Origin of the sequence: Nocardia testacea NBRC 100365 (assembly GCF_000308775.1) — a bacterium.
Lineage (GTDB): Bacteria > Actinomycetota > Actinomycetes > Mycobacteriales > Mycobacteriaceae > Nocardia > Nocardia testacea.
Window position 1 is genome coordinate 35496 of sequence record NZ_BAGJ01000181.1, and the last position, 15996, is coordinate 51491.

Annotated in this window: 15 protein-coding genes; 5 read left to right on the top strand and 10 right to left on the bottom strand. The window is 66.9% G+C overall.

Annotation, left to right across the window (positions count from 1 at the left end; genetic code table 11):
• Positions 1 to 33: 33 nt before the first annotated feature.
• Positions 34 to 1737 (bottom strand): thiamine pyrophosphate-binding protein, encoded by a 1704-nt coding sequence (locus ON38_RS25220; RefSeq protein ID WP_051165155.1) that lies wholly within the window; start codon positions 1735 to 1737, stop codon positions 34 to 36.
• Positions 1734 to 2534: a cyclase family protein gene (locus ON38_RS25225; RefSeq protein ID WP_039827484.1), complete on the bottom strand. Its 801-nt coding sequence runs from the start codon at positions 2532 to 2534 to the stop codon at positions 1734 to 1736. The genes ON38_RS25220 and ON38_RS25225 overlap by 4 nt, the downstream gene beginning before the upstream one ends.
• 133 nt (positions 2535 to 2667) lie before the next feature.
• On the opposite strand from ON38_RS25225, the gene ON38_RS25230 reads away from it, so the two are divergent.
• The 4 genes from ON38_RS25230 to ON38_RS25250 all read left to right on the top strand — a co-directional run bounded on the left by ON38_RS25230 (position 2668) and on the right by ON38_RS25250 (position 6555).
• Positions 2668 to 4023, top strand: a complete 1356-nt coding sequence (locus ON38_RS25230) for a DUF445 domain-containing protein (RefSeq protein WP_039827485.1) — start codon at positions 2668 to 2670, stop codon at positions 4021 to 4023.
• 319 nt (positions 4024 to 4342) lie between these two features.
• The gene (locus tag ON38_RS25240) at positions 4343 to 5146 is read left to right on the top strand and encodes a TIGR03084 family metal-binding protein (RefSeq protein WP_039827487.1); all 804 of its coding nucleotides are present in this window, start codon (positions 4343 to 4345) and stop codon (positions 5144 to 5146) included.
• 365 nt (positions 5147 to 5511) lie between these two features.
• The gene (locus ON38_RS25245; protein WP_039827488.1) at positions 5512 to 5982 is read left to right on the top strand and encodes an SRPBCC family protein; all 471 of its coding nucleotides are present in this window, start codon (positions 5512 to 5514) and stop codon (positions 5980 to 5982) included.
• A gap of 9 nt (positions 5983 to 5991) precedes the next feature.
• The gene (locus ON38_RS25250) at positions 5992 to 6555 is read left to right on the top strand and encodes a ribonuclease H family protein (RefSeq protein WP_039827489.1); all 564 of its coding nucleotides are present in this window, start codon (positions 5992 to 5994) and stop codon (positions 6553 to 6555) included.
• Positions 6556 to 6870: 315 nt separating this feature from the next.
• Here ON38_RS25250 and ON38_RS25255 read toward each other — a convergent pair whose 3' ends face one another.
• The gene (locus ON38_RS25255) at positions 6871 to 7179 is read right to left on the bottom strand and encodes a hypothetical protein (protein ID WP_039827490.1); all 309 of its coding nucleotides are present in this window, start codon (positions 7177 to 7179) and stop codon (positions 6871 to 6873) included.
• Positions 7180 to 7342: 163 nt separating this feature from the next.
• On the opposite strand from ON38_RS25255, the gene ON38_RS25260 reads away from it, so the two are divergent.
• Positions 7343 to 8542: a helix-turn-helix domain-containing protein gene (locus tag ON38_RS25260; RefSeq protein ID WP_039827491.1), complete on the top strand. Its 1200-nt coding sequence runs from the start codon at positions 7343 to 7345 to the stop codon at positions 8540 to 8542.
• 128 nt (positions 8543 to 8670) lie between these two features.
• Here ON38_RS25260 and ON38_RS25265 read toward each other — a convergent pair whose 3' ends face one another.
• From ON38_RS25265 to ON38_RS25295, 7 genes are all read right to left on the bottom strand, one after another.
• A complete protein-coding gene (locus ON38_RS25265) occupies positions 8671 to 9297 on the bottom strand; it encodes a hypothetical protein (protein ID WP_051165157.1) in 627 nt (208 codons plus the stop codon).
• Between the two features lie 39 nt (positions 9298 to 9336).
• The gene (locus ON38_RS25270; RefSeq protein ID WP_157181881.1) at positions 9337 to 10371 is read right to left on the bottom strand and encodes an Rv1363c family protein; all 1035 of its coding nucleotides are present in this window, start codon (positions 10369 to 10371) and stop codon (positions 9337 to 9339) included.
• Positions 10372 to 10505: 134 nt separating this feature from the next.
• The gene (locus ON38_RS25275; protein WP_039827493.1) at positions 10506 to 11669 is read right to left on the bottom strand and encodes an MlaD family protein; all 1164 of its coding nucleotides are present in this window, start codon (positions 11667 to 11669) and stop codon (positions 10506 to 10508) included.
• Positions 11669 to 12763 carry an MCE family protein gene (locus tag ON38_RS25280; protein WP_039827495.1) on the bottom strand — a complete coding sequence of 365 codons (1095 nt, stop codon included), beginning with the start codon at positions 12761 to 12763 and terminating at the stop codon, positions 11669 to 11671. Before ON38_RS25280 ends, ON38_RS25275 begins: the two co-directional genes overlap by 1 nt.
• The gene (locus ON38_RS25285) at positions 12760 to 13860 is read right to left on the bottom strand and encodes an MCE family protein (RefSeq protein ID WP_039827498.1); all 1101 of its coding nucleotides are present in this window, start codon (positions 13858 to 13860) and stop codon (positions 12760 to 12762) included. The genes ON38_RS25280 and ON38_RS25285 overlap by 4 nt, the downstream gene beginning before the upstream one ends.
• A complete protein-coding gene (locus tag ON38_RS25290; RefSeq protein ID WP_245564194.1) occupies positions 13857 to 14855 on the bottom strand; it encodes an MCE family protein in 999 nt (332 codons plus the stop codon). The genes ON38_RS25285 and ON38_RS25290 overlap by 4 nt, the downstream gene beginning before the upstream one ends.
• Positions 14852 to 15883, bottom strand: coding sequence for an MCE family protein (locus tag ON38_RS25295; RefSeq protein WP_039827500.1), 1032 nt, complete (start codon positions 15881 to 15883; stop codon positions 14852 to 14854). The genes ON38_RS25290 and ON38_RS25295 overlap by 4 nt, the downstream gene beginning before the upstream one ends.
• Positions 15884 to 15996: the final 113 nt, after the last annotated feature.

Consider the following 15996-nt stretch of genomic DNA (forward strand, 5'->3'; position numbering starts at 1 on the left):
CGATTCCCGCTTCGTGACCGGACTCGACCGGATTCAGTGCCCGGCGAACGCCTCCGCGAGCCACCACGCGCCACCGTCGCTGGTGATCTTCGCGTCGATCACCAGCGGCCGGGCCCGGCCCGTGCGCCGGTATCGCTCGACCCATTCGCGGACCGGGGCGAGATCGGCCTCCGAACGGGCGGTGACGCCGGTGGCCCCGAAACCTTGCGCTACAGCGGCGATATCGGTCTCGGGGAAGGTGACGGTGCCGTGGTCGGCAGCACCGAAATGGTGCACTTCGGCGCCGTAGGCGGAGTCGTTGTAGACGATCACCACCAGCGGAAGCGCGCAGCGCACCGCCGTTTCCAGCTCGGCGATCGCCATGAGGAACCCGCCGTCCCCGGTGCCGAGCACCGGGAGCCGGTCGGGCCGGGCGAACGCCGCACCGATCGCGGTGCCCAGTCCGAGGCCGATCGACTGGAACGCCTGGGTGAAACAGAATCCGTTCTCGTCGGGCACCGACAGATGGGTGGCGGGGTAGCCCATGAAATTCCCGGAGTCGATCGAGACGATCCGCTGCGCGGGCAGGATCTCGTCGAGCGCGATGGTGAGCGCCCGGGGATCGATCCGCTCGCCGGTGGACGAATCGTCCACCGGGACGTCTTGCCAGCGACCCGTACGGGCGATGCGGGCCGCCACCTCCGGGGTGCGGTAGCCGCTCACCTGCCGGGCGCCGGACCGTCCCCATTCGGCCAGTACGTCCCGGGCGGTCGCCGCGCAATCGCCGAGCACGCCGAGATCGACCGGGCGGTGCGCGCCGATGGCGTCGATATCGTCGTCGACCTGCACCACCCGGGCGCCGGGCCCGATCAGGCGGCCGTGCCGCATGGTCCACATGTTCAGCGCACAGCCCCAGCCGACCACGAGATCGGCGCCCGCGATCAGCTCGGCGCTGGTCGGCGACGAGAAACCCCCCGAAATCCCCAGCGCGAACTCGTCTTCGGCGAAGAGTCCGTTCGCGACGGCCGAAGTGGCCACCAGCGCACCGCAGGCCCGCGCCAGAGCGGCGATCGAAGGCCCGGCGTCCCGGGCGCCGCGGCCCGCCACGAAAACCGGCTTACGCGCACCGCGCAGCGCCGCCGCCAACTGCGTCACCGCCTCGGCGCCCGGCCGGACCGGCGGCAACGGCACCGGCGCCACGACGGGCCCGGTCGCGGCGGCCGGGGCGGCGGCGACGTCGATCGCCACATTGAGGACCACGGTGCGGCGCCGGGCGACCGCCGTCCGGAAGGCCCGGGTCACATCGGCGACCGCGGTCTGCGCCGCGAACACCCGGTCGCTCACCGCGCCGACACTCCCGGCCAGCGCCTCCTGATCCACTCGGAAATTGGACCGCAACGCCGCCGCCGGACTGTCCGCGGTCAGCACGATCATCGGGGTGCGGCTCTTGGCGGCCTCGCCGATCCCGGTCATGGCGTTGGTCAGCCCACAACCCTGGTGCACCGACAGCACTCCGACCCGCCCCGACATCCGGGTGTAGGCGTCGGCCATACTCGCCGCGCCGCCCTCGTGCCGAGCCGCCGTGAAGGGCACGCCGCCGCGGCGCAGCGCGTTGGTCATCACGAAATTACCGCTGCCCACGACCCCGAAGCAGTGCCCGGCGCCGAGGTCGGCCAGCACCCCGCCCACCACATCGGCAACGGTCGGGCCGTAGCCGGGCCCGCCCGCCCGGGCATTCGCCGAGCCGTCCCCCGTCACGCCGCGCCGGCCCGATCGAGCACCGCGAGAACTCGCGACGGGCTGCCGGTACCGCCGACGATCGGTAACGGACTCACCACCAGCATCGCGCCCACGGCGGGGAGCCGGCCGAGATTGCGCAGCGAGGTGAGGCCGTATTTGTCGTGGCCGAGGAAGTAGTGGTGCACCGGGAACGCGGGATCGAAACCGCCGGCCAGACCGGCGTCGACCCCCACGGTTTCCACCCCGAGCCCGGTCAGCCCCCGCTCGGTGGCCAGCCAGCGCGCACAGTCGACCGCCACCCCCGGCGTATGCGAACCCGTCTCGTCGGCATTGAGGAATTCGGCCTCGGAACCGCCGCGCGATTCCCAGCCGGTGCGCAGCAGCAGCCACGCCCCGTCGGCCAAACGGCCGTGCCGCTGCTCCCAGGCCCGCACCTCGGCGATGGTGAGCAGATGGTCCGGGTCGGCGGCCACCTCGGCGGTCAGGTCCAGCACGGCGGCCGGTCCGATGAGCCGGCCCACCGGGATCTGCGACACATCGTCACCGTCACGGCCGGTGACCCAGTGCACCGGGGCGTCGAGGTGGGTGCCGATATGTTCGCCGGTGTGGATGTTGTTGTGCCGCCAGAACGGGCCGGACTCGTTGTAGGCACTGACCTCCTCGAGACTGAAATCGATCAGATTGGCGAACGGCTCGGGCAGCCGCAGGGCCGGCGTGGAGCTGCTCAGCGGTGTGGTCAGATCGATCACTTCCAACCGCCCGTCGGCGAGGGCGGCGAGGAAAGCGGGGAGTACCGAGGTCTCGGGGTTGCTCATGTCGGCACCCTATTCCGGTTTTCCACGGCACGGCGAGGGCCGTGGGGGCCGGTGAGCCCTGATTGACACCCGGGACGGGCCGATGACAATGTGATGATCTCGAATACCCGATCCGGCCCAAGGGGAGCGCGCGATGATCACACTCTCGTCCGGAGTGTTGATCAATTGGGAAGAACTCACGGGTCAGAGCAAGTTCGTCGTAGATCTGATCAGTTTCCCCATATTCAGCGCGGCGGCCGGTTGGCTCACCAACTGGACCGGTGTGCTGATGCTCTTCTGGCCGCTGCTGTTCCGCGGTATCCGGATTCCCGGCCTCGACGTGCTGTATCCCTATCTACCGCGCCGGGTCCAGGTGCTGCCGACCTTTTCCGAGGACGGGTCCCGGCTGGGCTTCCAGGGTTTCATTCCGGCCCGCGCCGAGAAGATGGCCAGTATCTGTGTGGACAAAGCCCTGCTGCGGATAGGCAGTCCCCGGGATTTCATCCACGAACTGGACCTCGACGGTATCGCCGACTATGTCGCGGCCCTGGCCCGCAAACAGGTCAAGAGCATTGTCGACGAGGTGATGAACCGGGAGAACCCGGATCTGTGGAATGCCGTGCCGCGGGCGATGCGGCAACTGATCTATCAGCGGGTGGAACGGGAACTGCCCGAACTCACCGGCCGGGCATTCGATTCGCTCGGTGACAATGTCGACCAGCTCATCGACGTGAAGGGTTTCGTGATCCGGTATCTGCAGGAGAATCCGCAGATCCTCAAGGACCTCACCACCACCATCGCGGCGCCGGAACTGAAGTTCATGGTCCGGATCGGCCTGCTCGGCGCCCCGTTCGGGCTGCTCCTGGCGCTCTACCTGCATATCCACTCCGATATTCCGGTGTGGGGCTGGGTTCCGTCCTGGGTGATCGTGCTGGCGGCCTCGGCGCTCATCGGCGTCATCGTCAACATCATCGCCGTGCGGGTGGTGTTCACCCCCGGCGATCCGCAGCCCCGCTACAAATACATCTGGAAACAGGCGCTGCTGGCCAAACGGCAGCCGCAGGCGGCCACCGATCTGGCCCATATCCTCGCCTACCAGGTGCTCACCCTGCCCAATCTGTCCAACGAGCTGCTCAACGGCCCCAACGGCGACAAGACCCGGCTGCTGCTCGAACAGCTCATCTCCGACGAGATCCACCGCCAGCTGGGCCGCACCACCTCGGTGGTCCGGGCCGCGTTCGGCCGGCGCCAGTTCGACAATCTGAAGGTCGGAGCGGCGGGCGCGGCGGTCGGCCTGGCACCCGCGCTGGTGGAGGACGCCGATTTCATCCGGGAGCAGGCCGAGAACATCGACGAGTTCGCGGCCCGCAAGCTACAGCAGCTGACGCCCGGTGAATTCATGGAGATGTTCTACGCCTCGGTCGAACAGGACGCCTGGCTGCTCTATCTGCACGGAGCCGCGCTCGGGCTACTGGTCGGCGCCACCCATCTGCTGATCTTCGGCTGGTAGCCACCGCACCGATCCGCTGCGCATCCGTGCCGCTGCCGGTGACCTCTCCCGGTGGCACCGCGGTCGGGGTCGCCGGACGTTCGACCGGGGAGTGCGGTGCCGCTGCGGGCACCTTGCTCGCGCTCCGGAAACACGCGTCGGCTGCCGGGATTCCTGGCGTCCGGGTCGGCCGTGCCGTGGCCCGTATCTCCGGTATCGACCGCGAATGCCGCGATGGCCGGAACAGCGGAAAATACAAGCAGGCGTGCTTGTATTTTTCTCGGACCGCTGGAATGCTGAACCCCGCACCGACCTGCGCGTAACGGGAATGAGGGAACCGATGGCCGATCTGGACGCGTTGCTCCGCGACCTCGCCGCGGAAGGCGCCGAGCTCGAGGCCCTGGTCGCCGGACTGACGGAGCCGGACTGGGCCCGGCCCACCCCGGCGGCCGGCTGGACCGTCGCCCATCAGATCGGACATCTCGCCTGGACCGACGAGGTGGCCGCGCTGGCCGCCACCGACGCCGCGACCGGCGGCAGCGCCTTCACCGACCTGCTGACCGCGGCTGCGGCCCGGGTGGCGACCTTCGTCGACGACGCCGCCGCCGAAGCCGCCGCGACCCCGCCCGCGGAGCTTCTCCAACGCTGGCGGCGCGGCCGGACCGAACTCGCCGCGGCATTGCGCGCGGTCCCCGCGGACGCGAAGGTGCCGTGGTTCGGACCGCCCATGCGCCCCGGGTCGATGGCCACCGCCCGGCTCATGGAGACCTGGGCACACGGCCAAGATGTCGCCGACGCGCTCGGGGTCCACCGCGAACCCACCGACCGGCTCCGGTCGGTGGCCCATATCGGTGTGCGCACCCGGGATTTCGCCTACACGCTTCGGGAGCTGCCGGTACCCGGCACGGAGTTCCGGGTCGAGCTGCGCGCGCCCTCGGGCGAGCTCTGGGCATGGGGGCCGGCGGAGGCCGGCGAACGGGTCACCGGGCCGGCGCTCGACTTCTGCCTCCTGGTGACCCAGCGCCGGCATCCCGACGATCTGGCGCTGCGGACCACGGGCGCGGAAGCCGCGCGGTGGCTGACCATCGCCCAGGCTTTCGCGGGCCCACCGGGCACCGGCCGGGAACCGACCCGGAAGGACTGACAGGGCCGGCGAGCGTCACACCAGGTTCCCGGGACAGTCGGACATCGTTGGCCGGATAGCTCATCACGGCAATCGAGTACAGCGCCCGCCGGCGGGTGATAGGTACCCCCTGGGCGGTTCGTGAAACCCGCCGGTGGTCGCTGATCGGCACCGCCGTTCGCACCGGCCCGGCGCGGCTTTGACGCGCGTCTCGAGTGTTCAGGGCACTTGTTCTCCGACCCGCCCGGCCTCACCGGCTCTGATACGCTCGCCGGACGTTTCGGCGCTGTGTCACATCTGCGCCGCGCGGCTATCGAATCCCCCTCGGCCTTAAATAAACCGGAAAGCTATAGTACTTTTATCGGGCAGCCGTGGAGGGAGGGCCCGTGGGCTTCATCAAATACGCGAGCGACGTAACGGCGCCGATCACCGTTGCCTTCGCCTACGCCGACGATCCCCTGTCCATCCCGAACTGGATGGCGGGAGCCGCCGAGATCACCCGGTGTGGTGATCCGGAAGGCGGTATCGGGGCGAAGTACGAGATCGGTTACCGGCTCGGGCCCTGGCATCCCGTCCTCCACTGCGAGGTCACCGAGCACCGCCAGGACGCGGTGCTGGGTTACGCCCTGACCGGTCCCTTCACCGCCCGGCTGACACTCCGATTCGACCCGCTCGGCCGCGGCCGCTCGGTGCTCACCTCCGAACTCGACTTCCCCGCTTCCACGGGATTCGCCGCGGCGCTGCGCGAGCGGCCACGCGCCGCACTGCTACGCCGGGCACTGCGGCGCAGCGAATCCCGATTGCGCAGGGCGATAGAGGAATTCCACGGTACCGATCTTGTCGGCCGACTTGCGTAGGGTACTGCCATGATCATCGTGAGTACCGACGGATCGTGCCTGCGCAACCCCGGCGGGGCGATCGGCTGGGCGTGGGTGGACCACGCGGGTGGCGCGGAAAGCGGCGGCGCGGCATCGGGTACCAATCAGATCGCCGAGTTACGTGCCGTCCTGGAGGCGATCCGGGCACATCCCGGCACGGATCCGCTGCTGATCGAGAGCGATTCCCTGTACGCGATCAAATGCGCGTCCGAATGGCTGCCGAACTGGCGCAACAACGGCTGGCGCACCTCGAACGGGTCCGCGGTCAAGAACGTCGAACTCATCCGGGAAATAGACCATGCCATCGCGGGCCGTCCCGGCCCGGTGCGGTTCCGCTGGGTGCGCGGACATGTCGGTAACTATTTCAACGAACAGGCCGATGCACTGGCCGGAGCCGCCGCGCGTAAGGCCGCGGCCACGTCGACCGTGGCCACCCGGACCGTCAACCGCGTCGCCCCCGAAACCTCCGCGGCAGCAGGGAAGGCTGCGGAACCGGCGGTCGTACCGACCGCCGACTACGCGACAACGGCGCAGGCGCTCCACCTGTTCTGAATCCCGTCCGGGATCGGAGCGCCCGCGCTGTTGTCGTCGTAGAACTGCTGGATCCGGATACCAACCGAATAGCCTCCGGCGGTGGTGGCTCGACCCACCGCCGGGGGCGCCCGGGTTGCGTTTTCTGCTTCTACCTCGACGTATTCGGAATCCGTAACCTCTGGTCCGCAACCGATTCTCGATATTCCGGGCTCCGGCGTGCCCGAGATGCGCCCACGAACGTGCACATGTTGGGATGGGATCACACTCGAAAGAGCGCGATTGTCAGCCAGGTCAGTGCGACGACGAGCAAGAGCAGGACAATATCGGCGCCGGTCACGGTTCGACCACCGGCCAGCGATGCCCTCGCGGATAGACCTGCATTGGAGTGACGAGCTCAGCGATATCGGTAATCGCGTGACGCACAGCGTCGGCGTGCTCGAAGGATGGGACCACGACCGCAGTTGCACCATGTTCCATGACAGAGCCGAACAAAATCAGTGCGGTTGCCAGCGGCCCTGTATCGAGGCGGACCGTCCACACCAGTCGGAATCCGTGCTGCTCCGCGACCCGATAGACGTCCACCCCATCCCCCTGTACATCCCTGCGGATCAACGCGATAGCCCTCGGCTGTTCGCCGGTCATCGTGCACCCCTGCTTCCCGACCCTGCATTGGAGTTCACTCGACGCCGGGGAGTCGGGTCGACCCGGCGGCGGGTGCGGGTTTCAGGTTCAACTCAGTGACTGCTGTGAAGTACCAAGGGTTTTTGTCATGCTGTTGTCAGGGGCCGAGACAGGATGGGGATCGATGAGCACAGAGGTGGGCGTCGGCCAACGCGTGGCGGAGATGCGAAAACTGGTGGGTTGGTCGCAGCCGCGGCTTGCCACGGAAGCGCACGTATCGGTGTCACTGGTACGCGCCGTAGAACAGGGCCGAGCGCCGGCCGGCGCGGCATTCGTAGCGTGCTGCGCGCGAGCTCTGAAGGTGGCGCCCGCCGAGCTTTTGGGACAGCCTTATCCCCGGACCACGACCGAACAGAGCGATGTTGCCGCGGGTATCGCTGTGATCCGTCTCGAGCTCGCGGCGCATGATCTCCCGGCGACCGGAGTGGTGCCGCGACCGTTCGCGGCGATCGTTGCGGACGTCGCCCAGATACGAAAGCACCGCCGGGAAACGAACTTCTACCGGCTGTCCAGCGACCTACCCGCACTCCTGACCGAGGTCCGAGCCTTGGTCCACGGCACACAGGGCCGGGAACGTGAGAAAGGCTTCCTGCTGCTGTGCGAGCTGTACACCTCGTCGCGAAGTCTGGCGCACAAGCTCGGGTACACCGATCTTGCGACGCTGGTTGTCGAGCGCATGGCGTGGGCTGCGGCCCACTCCGGGTCACGCCTGTGGATGGCCTGTGCGCAGTTCCACCGGGCATCGGTGCTGACCTCGGCAGGCGACTGGAACACTGCTGCGGCCTACCTCGACCAATGCCGCCACGACCTCGAGCCGAAGGTAGCGGGTACGGACCCCGAAAGCCTCATTTCCTGGGGAACCCTTCACCTGCAATCCGGACTTGCCGCGGCCCGCTCGGGAAATCGCGATTCCGCAGACGCCCACCTGGCAGAAGCACAGTCGACGGCCGCGCGTGTCGGTACCCGTGACTTTCATGACCCGGTGATGAACTTCGGCCGGGCGAATACGGAAATCTGGTCGGTCGGTCTTGCGGTTGAAATGCTCGACGGAACCGAGGCGATCAAGCGGGGCGAGAAGCTGGTCCTCCCCGCGAATACTCCGAAATCTCGAGCCGGGCACCTCTATATCGATCTCAGTCGCGCGTTCCTGCTGCACGGCGACCGGACCAAGACCCTCGATGCACTCAACACCGCCCGCAAGATCGCACCGACTCAGACCCGATACCACCCGATGGTGCACGACACCGTTCGTGTACTGGCGCGACAGGAAGCACGCAGCACCGAAAGCCTGCGTGGTTTCGCGGCGTGGTGCGGTGTGGGATAGGTCAGTGATCAAGTTTCTCGCATGCCAACCGCGCATCGCGCCGAATCACCGGCGTCGGCGCTGCGTCGTGTCCACCCGGAGATGACAGGGTGACGCCCCGGAGGGCGTCACCCTGTCTCTGGTTCGATTCAGTTACCCGGCTGCGGGGCCGGCTGCGCGCCTTCGGGGGCGGCCGGCGCGGGACCGGCGGGCGCGGGCTGTCCGCCCTGGCCACCGACACCGGCGAGCATGGCCAGCTCCCACTGGTTCACGATCCAGCGGTCGCCGTCCTTCTCCAGACTCGCGGTCACCGCGATGTCCTGGCGCTTCGGCTCAGGGGTCACCGAATTCGTCTTCATCAGTCCGATATTCACGAGCACCTTGGCGGATTTCTCGTCACCGGACTGGAAACCGCAGGTCGCCTCGTCGACCCAGGATTTCACCTTGGATTCGGTGAGCAGCTGGCGCAGAACATCCCAGTTCTGTTCGAGCGAGGACACCACATTGTCGGTGGCCCCGTCCTTCATCGCCTGCATGAATCCGTCCAGGTCGCCCTGGTAGTCGTAGGTGTTGGTCGCGCGGGCGAAATCGCAGGCGGCACGGGCGGACTGGTCCTGGGCGGCGAGTTCTCCGCGGTTCTGCTGGAACGCCCGGAAGTACACGACACCGGCGGCGACCAGCGCCACCAGCACCACGCCCGCCACGAAGGCAACCACCACCGGCAGCAGTCCGGACTTGTCGCCGGTGTCCGGGGCCGCGGTCTCGTTCTTGGCCATAGCTTCGAGTCCTAACGTCTGTTCGTCTCGCGGCGGCAACTACTGCTGCATCATCGGCGTATCGAAGTCGGCGACCAGCCAGGTGCCGTCGACCTTCTGCATGGAGACATTCGCGGCCACCTTGACCTGTCCCGGCCCCTGCTCCTGCGGCACGTTCGCGGTGGTGAACTGCTGGTCGATGACCAGCACCACCCGCGCCTCGTCACCGGAGCCGGATTCGTAACCGCACTGCACCCCCGTGGCGGTGGAGCTGACCTTGGATTCGGCGAACCGGGTCTTCAGGTCCGGCCCGATCTGCGATACCAGCTTCTTCCACTCACCGGTGGCGGATCGATCCAGGCGCTGGATGTAGTCGTCGGCCTTGTCGCCGGTGTAGGTCGCGAAATTGTTCCCGAAATCGCAGGCCGCCTTGGTGGCCGCGGCACGTCGGTCCAATTCGTCCTGCTTGTTCCCGGCGAGGAAGAAGAAGACCCCGACCGCGACCAGAGCGGCGACCAGCAGCACCGCGGCACCGATCAACGCGGGCAGCGGGAACGGTGAGCGGCGGGCGGCGGGCTTCGCGGCGGCGCCCGGGTCCTTCCCGGACTCCGGTTCCGCCTCGGTGGCTCCGGCCGGTTTCTTCGCGGTATCGGCCTTCCCAGCGGTCGCCTCCGCTTTGCTCAGCGCGACCGTGGCGCCGGAATCCGCTTCGTCCGGGGTACCGTCGCCGGCGTCCGGCGTCCCGGAGCCCGACTTGCCGACCACGACGGTCTCGTCGCCGGCCGCCGCAGGCTTGCCGATGACAACGGTCTCGTCATCGGCTCCGGACCTGCTGGCCACGGCCGAATCGGCATCGGCGGGCGACTTCGTGGTTTCCCCGGCCGGTTCCGCGGCATCGACCTTCTCGGACCGCACCGTGGCATCGGGATCACCGGCGTCCGCCGCGCCGGTATCGGTTTTGCTGTCGGCTGCTCCGCCGCCGGTCGCGGCGTCGGTCTCGTCTTTTCCGGAAGGGGCGTGCTCAGCCGCGGCGTCCGCTGGCACACCGGTGCCTTCCGGCTCCTGGGGATCGGAGACGGGTTTTTCTGAGGACATCTGTACTGTTCACACCTTCCCGGCGCGGCTTGGCAAACGCGCCGTAATCTACCGGTCGAAAACGACCGCCGGGTGTGGCGGGCATCTCTGCGAGAGTATGCACCGTCGCACCCGGCGCGCGGCGACCGGACCTCCTACCGCACGGGCGGCAGCGTACGTTCGTTCGGATCCACCCCCGGCGGAATGGTGGCGCCGTTGTTCGGGATGTTCGGTCGCGGTGCGTTCACCGCGCCACGGATCTGCTGACCCGGGCCGGGGCTGTCGCAGTAGTTCCACTTCGGCAGCGTGCCGTCCTGCACCACCTGGGTCTTCATCGGAGTGGACTGGTACTGGCAGTACGGCCGGAACCAGATATCGAGGATGGTGTGGAACTCGTTGTCGTGAGCGGGGACACCGAGCGCGGCGCCACCGATCTCGAGTGCCGGGAACAGCGCGGCCAGCGCGGGGGTGCGCAGCTGCGCCGCCCGGGTCACCGCGAGGAAATTGTTGGCCAGCGCGGTGATCGGGTCACTGGTGCTGTCGAGCGTGGCGGTCACGCTCGCGAACTGTCCCGGGGCCTGGTCGAGCACATTGATCAGTTCGGCGTTGGCCTTGTTGAACTGATCGAACAGCACCCGCGAATTGGCGGTCAGCGTCCCCAGGTCCGGCTGGGCCTGGGAGGTGGTGCCCGCGATGGTGCGCAGATTGGCGATGAGGTGCGTGGTCTGCGGGAGCAGCGAATCCATCCCCGCGGTGACCAGGCTGACCCCTTCGATCAGCGAACGCAGCTGGTCGGGCCCACCGCTGAGCGCGATATCGAGCTCGTTCAGGATCACCGCGAAATGTTCCGGGTTCACCTGGGCGATGAGGTCGCTGGAATTCTCCAGCACCGCCGAGATCGGAACCGGGGTGCTCACGCGCTCGGGATCGAAGGTGACCTCCGAACCGTCGGTCAGGTACGGGCCCTGGTCGGCGGCCGGCCGGAAATCGATGTACTGCTCACCGGCACCCGACAGCGCCTGTACGGCCACCTTGGTATCCACCGGAATGTCGTAGCGGGAATCGATCTCGGCTTTCGCCTGGATACCGGCGCCGTCGTCGACGAGCTGGAGATCGCTCACCTCGCCGACCCGGAAACCGCGCAGGGTGACATCGTTGCCGGGCTGCAGCCCACCGGACCGGTCCAGGTTCACGATGACGGTGTAGGTACTACGCAGCGGATTCACCCGCATGACGTTGACCAGCAGGTAGGTGCCGCCGATCAGCAGGGCCAGCACCAGTCCGATATTGGACAGCAGGATCTTGTTCTTGGACAACATCACTGGCCTCCCACGCGGTACTGCACGACCTGGAGGATCTGGAGCAGGCTGCCCGCGAAGTCCTGCAGATCGCGCACATCGTAGAAGTGGCTGGTGCCGGGCGCGGTCAGCATGGCGATATCGAGATTGGTGACATTGACCTGGGCGGCCAGGCTGCTACCACGGAAGGTGGCGTTCACCGGACCCTTCAACTCGTGCAGGGCGTCCAGCAGCGCGCCGAAGTTGTCACCGGTGGCCGCGAGCGCCGCCATCAGATTGTTCAGGTTGTCCAGCGTCCCGGCCAGATCACCGCCGGTGGTGTTCGCGTAATCACCGAGCGCCGCGCTGGTGGTCGCGATCTTGCCCAGCAGATCCCCGAGCGCCCGGTTGTTCTCCGCGATCGCGCCGATCATGTCCGGCAGCGTGTCGGCCACCTGACCGAGCTCGGTCCGCCGGGCGTCGAGAGTGTCGGCCAGCACATTGAATTCGCCCAGCACGCTGTCGATCTGCGCGGAGTTGGCATTGATACTCGAGACCACACCGGTGATCTCGTTGACCAGATGCACCAGCTGATCGCTGCGCCCGCCGACGATCGAGTCGAGTTCGGTGCCCAGCCGGGTCAGATGGGCGATACCGCCGCCGTTGAACATCAGCGATACCGACAGCAGCAGTTCCTCCACCGTCGCACCGGCCGAGGTCTTCTCGATGGGCAGCGTATCGCCGTCGGTGAGCAATCGGCTGCCCTGTTCGGTGGGCGGTTTGGAGACCGCGATGAACACATCGCCGAGCGGGGTGGCCTGGCGTAGTTCGGCGGTGGTGCCCTCCGGGAGGTCGATATCCTTACGGATCTCCATATCGACGATGGCCTGGAAGTTCTTGGTCTCGATATTGGTGACCACACCGACATCGGAACCGCCGATCTTCACCTTGGCCTGGTCGGGCAGGTTCAGCGCGTTCTCGAACACCGCCTTCAGCGTGAAGGTGTCCCCGCCGATACCGGGTTTCGGCAGCGGGATGTCCTCCACGGTCAGACCGCATCCGGAGGCCAGCACCACCGTCCCGGCCGCGGCGAGGGCGGCCATGGCGCGGCGGGCCCGGCGGATCGTTCGCATCATTTCGTCAGTCCCAGCAGTGCGGCGGTGAGTCCGAAGTCGGGTCCGAAATCTTCGGGCCGGCCGGTGCGGCAGCCGTCGGACTTCATCTGTATCCGTTCGCAGAACAGGCTGACGAGTTCGCCGTTGGCGAGATTCGTGCCGATCAGCGCGTGCAACCGGACGTAGCCCTGTTCGTAGTTCATCGACCGGTGGATACTCTGCAGCAGCATCGGCGCCACGTCGACCACCTCGGTGACGCCGTGCGCGTTGGCCCGCAGCTGCTCGATCACGGTGTTCATCCGGTTCAGCGTGTCCACCAGCTGATCCTGGTGCTGCGCGAAGACCGAACTGGTGTTGTTGAGGAAGTCGTAGAGCTGCTGCAGGGTGGCCTGCAGGCCCGGCGCCTGTTCGGCCAGCATGGTGGTCATCTGGGTGGCCTGGTTGCTGAAATCGCGGACCGCCTGGTCGTTCTCGGCCAGCATCGTGGTCAGCTCGTTGAGCTTGATGATGATGTTCGAGATGTGGTCCTTGTTGTCGACACCGACCTTCAACGCGCTCGACAGTGCGTTGAGGGTGTCGCGCAATTTCGCGCCCTGGCCGTTGAGCATCGGGTACAGCACCCGGCCCGAGAGCGGGCCGACGCCTTCCTGACCCTCCTGGGGTTTGAGCGCATCGGCGAACTTGTCGATGGTCTTGAGCATCGTGTCCAGTTCCACCGGAACATCGGTGCGTTCCAGCGGCAGATGATCGCCGCTCTCGAGCGTGTCCCCTTCGACGTAGCGGGGCGTCATCTCGATATGCCGGTCGGTGACGATGGAGGGCGAGACCACCACCGCCATCGCGTCCTTCGGGATCTGCACATCACCGTCGATGGTCATATGGACCTCGACCAGATCACCGTGCGGCACGATCTTGTCGACCTTGCCGACCTCGAGCCCCAGCACGGTGATCGGGTTGCCCTCGAACATGCCGGCGATGTTCTCGAAGTCGGCGGTGATCTTGATATCTCCGCCGGTCACGCTGTTCACCACCGAACAGCTGCCGAGCGCGACCGCCGAAACCCCGATGAACAGCGCCTGGGCGGTCCGCTTCACGATCCCGATCTTGTCCTTGATCATCCCTGGCACCCCTCGGCGACTTGGGCGAAGCACAACCAGTTGTCCGGGAACAGCCACGGAATACCGACCTCGGCGTAGTTGCCGTTACCCCACGCATTGGCCAGGTAGCGCACCGACGGCGGCATGATCGACAGCAGCCGATCCAGGTTGTCCTTGTTCTTCTGCAGGCCCGACGCCATCACGTTCAGCTGGTCGAGCGTGGTGCCGAACTGGTTGTTGTTCTGGGCACCGATCGCCTGCAACTGGGCGGTCAGCGTGGCCACATTGTCGAGCAGGGTCCGCAGCAGCTGCTGCCGCTCCACCACCCGCGAGGCGATGGCCTCCCCCTGGGTGATGATCAGCAGCGCGCTGTTGCGGTTGTCGGCCAGGATCGTGGTCACCCGGTCGAGGTCCTTGAGCAGCTGAGAGACATCGTCCTTGCGCTGATCGATCACCTTGGCCAGCGCGCCGATGCTGTCCAGCGACTGGACGACCAGTTCCGGCGACCCGTTCAACTGCTCGTTGAACAGGTTCAGCGATTCGGCCAGTTTGCCGGGATCGAGTTCCTGGAACTCCGGGGTGCCCTTGGAGACCACATCGGCGAGGTCGTAGGGGACCGCGGTATTGGTCTTCGGGATCCGGTCGTCGGGCAGGCCGGAACCGTCACCGGGATCCAGGTCCACATAGCGGGCGCCGAGCAGGGTCGCCATCTTGATGGCGGCCCGGGCGTCCGGTCCGAGCTTCACGTCATTGCTGACCTGCAGGGTCAGCAGTACGTGATCGCCCTCGAGTTCGGCGGCCGCGACCCGGCCCACCGGCACCCCGGCGACATCGACCTTGTCCCCGACGGTGATACCCGCGGACTGCACGAACTCGGCCTCGATGGACTGTTCACCGATCCCGAGGTTGCGGAACCCGCTGGAGGCGATCACCACGACAGCGACCACGATGACGCCGATGATGCCGAGGCCGAAATACCGATTGTTGTTGAACCAGGTTTTGAGTTTCGTCATCATGGCCGGCACACCGCCGATTGCGAATTGCCGCCGATCTGGGAGAACAGCCCGCGGGGGAAGAGCACGCCGTAGAGCGAGACATCCAATCGGCAGATGTAGGCGTTGGCGTACGCGCCCTCGGAGGTGAAGCGTCCGGCGTCGGCGAGGATGGACGGGAGGTCGATCGCGGCCTGATCCAGCTTGGCGCCGTTGGCCAGGAACAGGGTCAAAGCGTCACGTGTCGAATTCTGGACGGCCTCCAGCTTCGGCTGGATATTGCCCACCATGCCGACGAGAGCCGTGGTCGCGCCCGCGATCTGCTCGGTCGAGCCGAGCAACTGCTGCCCCTGCTCGTACAAACCGCCGATGAGCGCCCGCGTCTGGGTTATCAGCGTCTCCAATTCGTCCCCTCGTTTGGCCAAACCGGCCATCACACCGCTGAGGTTGGTGATCACATCGCTGAGGATGGCGTCGCGCCGCTGGAAATCGGTGGCCATGGTGGCCGCCTGGGTGATGAACGAGCTCAGCGATACCCGGTCACCCTGCAACGCGAGGATGAATGTTTCCGAGAGCCGGTTCACCTGGGCGGGCTCGAGCACCTCGAACAGCGGCTGGAAACCGTTGAGCAGTGCCGAGATATCGAAGGAGGGCTCGGTGCGGTCCACCGGGATGGTGCCGTCCTCGGGCAGCTGGGACGCATCGCCACCGGATCCCGGCGCCAGCGCGACATAACGCTGGCCGATCAGGTTTTGGTAACGCACCAGCGCCTTGGTGTTGCCGAAAAGCGTCTGATCGTCCTGGACGATAAAACTGACCTTGGCATTGTGGTCGTCGGTGACCTCGATCTTCTGGACCTTGCCGACCCGCACGCCCGCCATCCGGACGTCGTCGCCCTCGCGCAGGCCCAGTACATCGGTGAAGACCGCGGAATACGATTTCGTACCGCCGTCGACCGTCCGGGCCAGCGTATTCCAGACCAGCACCGTGACCAGCACGGATACGATCGCGAACAGGCCGAACCCGATCAGCGGTTTGCGAACTCCCCTCACGAGGCGGCCTCCTCGGTCACGCGCAGGGTTCCGCCTTCCAGAATCGAACTCAGCATCAAGTACTCCATCGAGGACGGCTTACGACCCAGCAGCGTCTCCACCGCGGCGTCGCC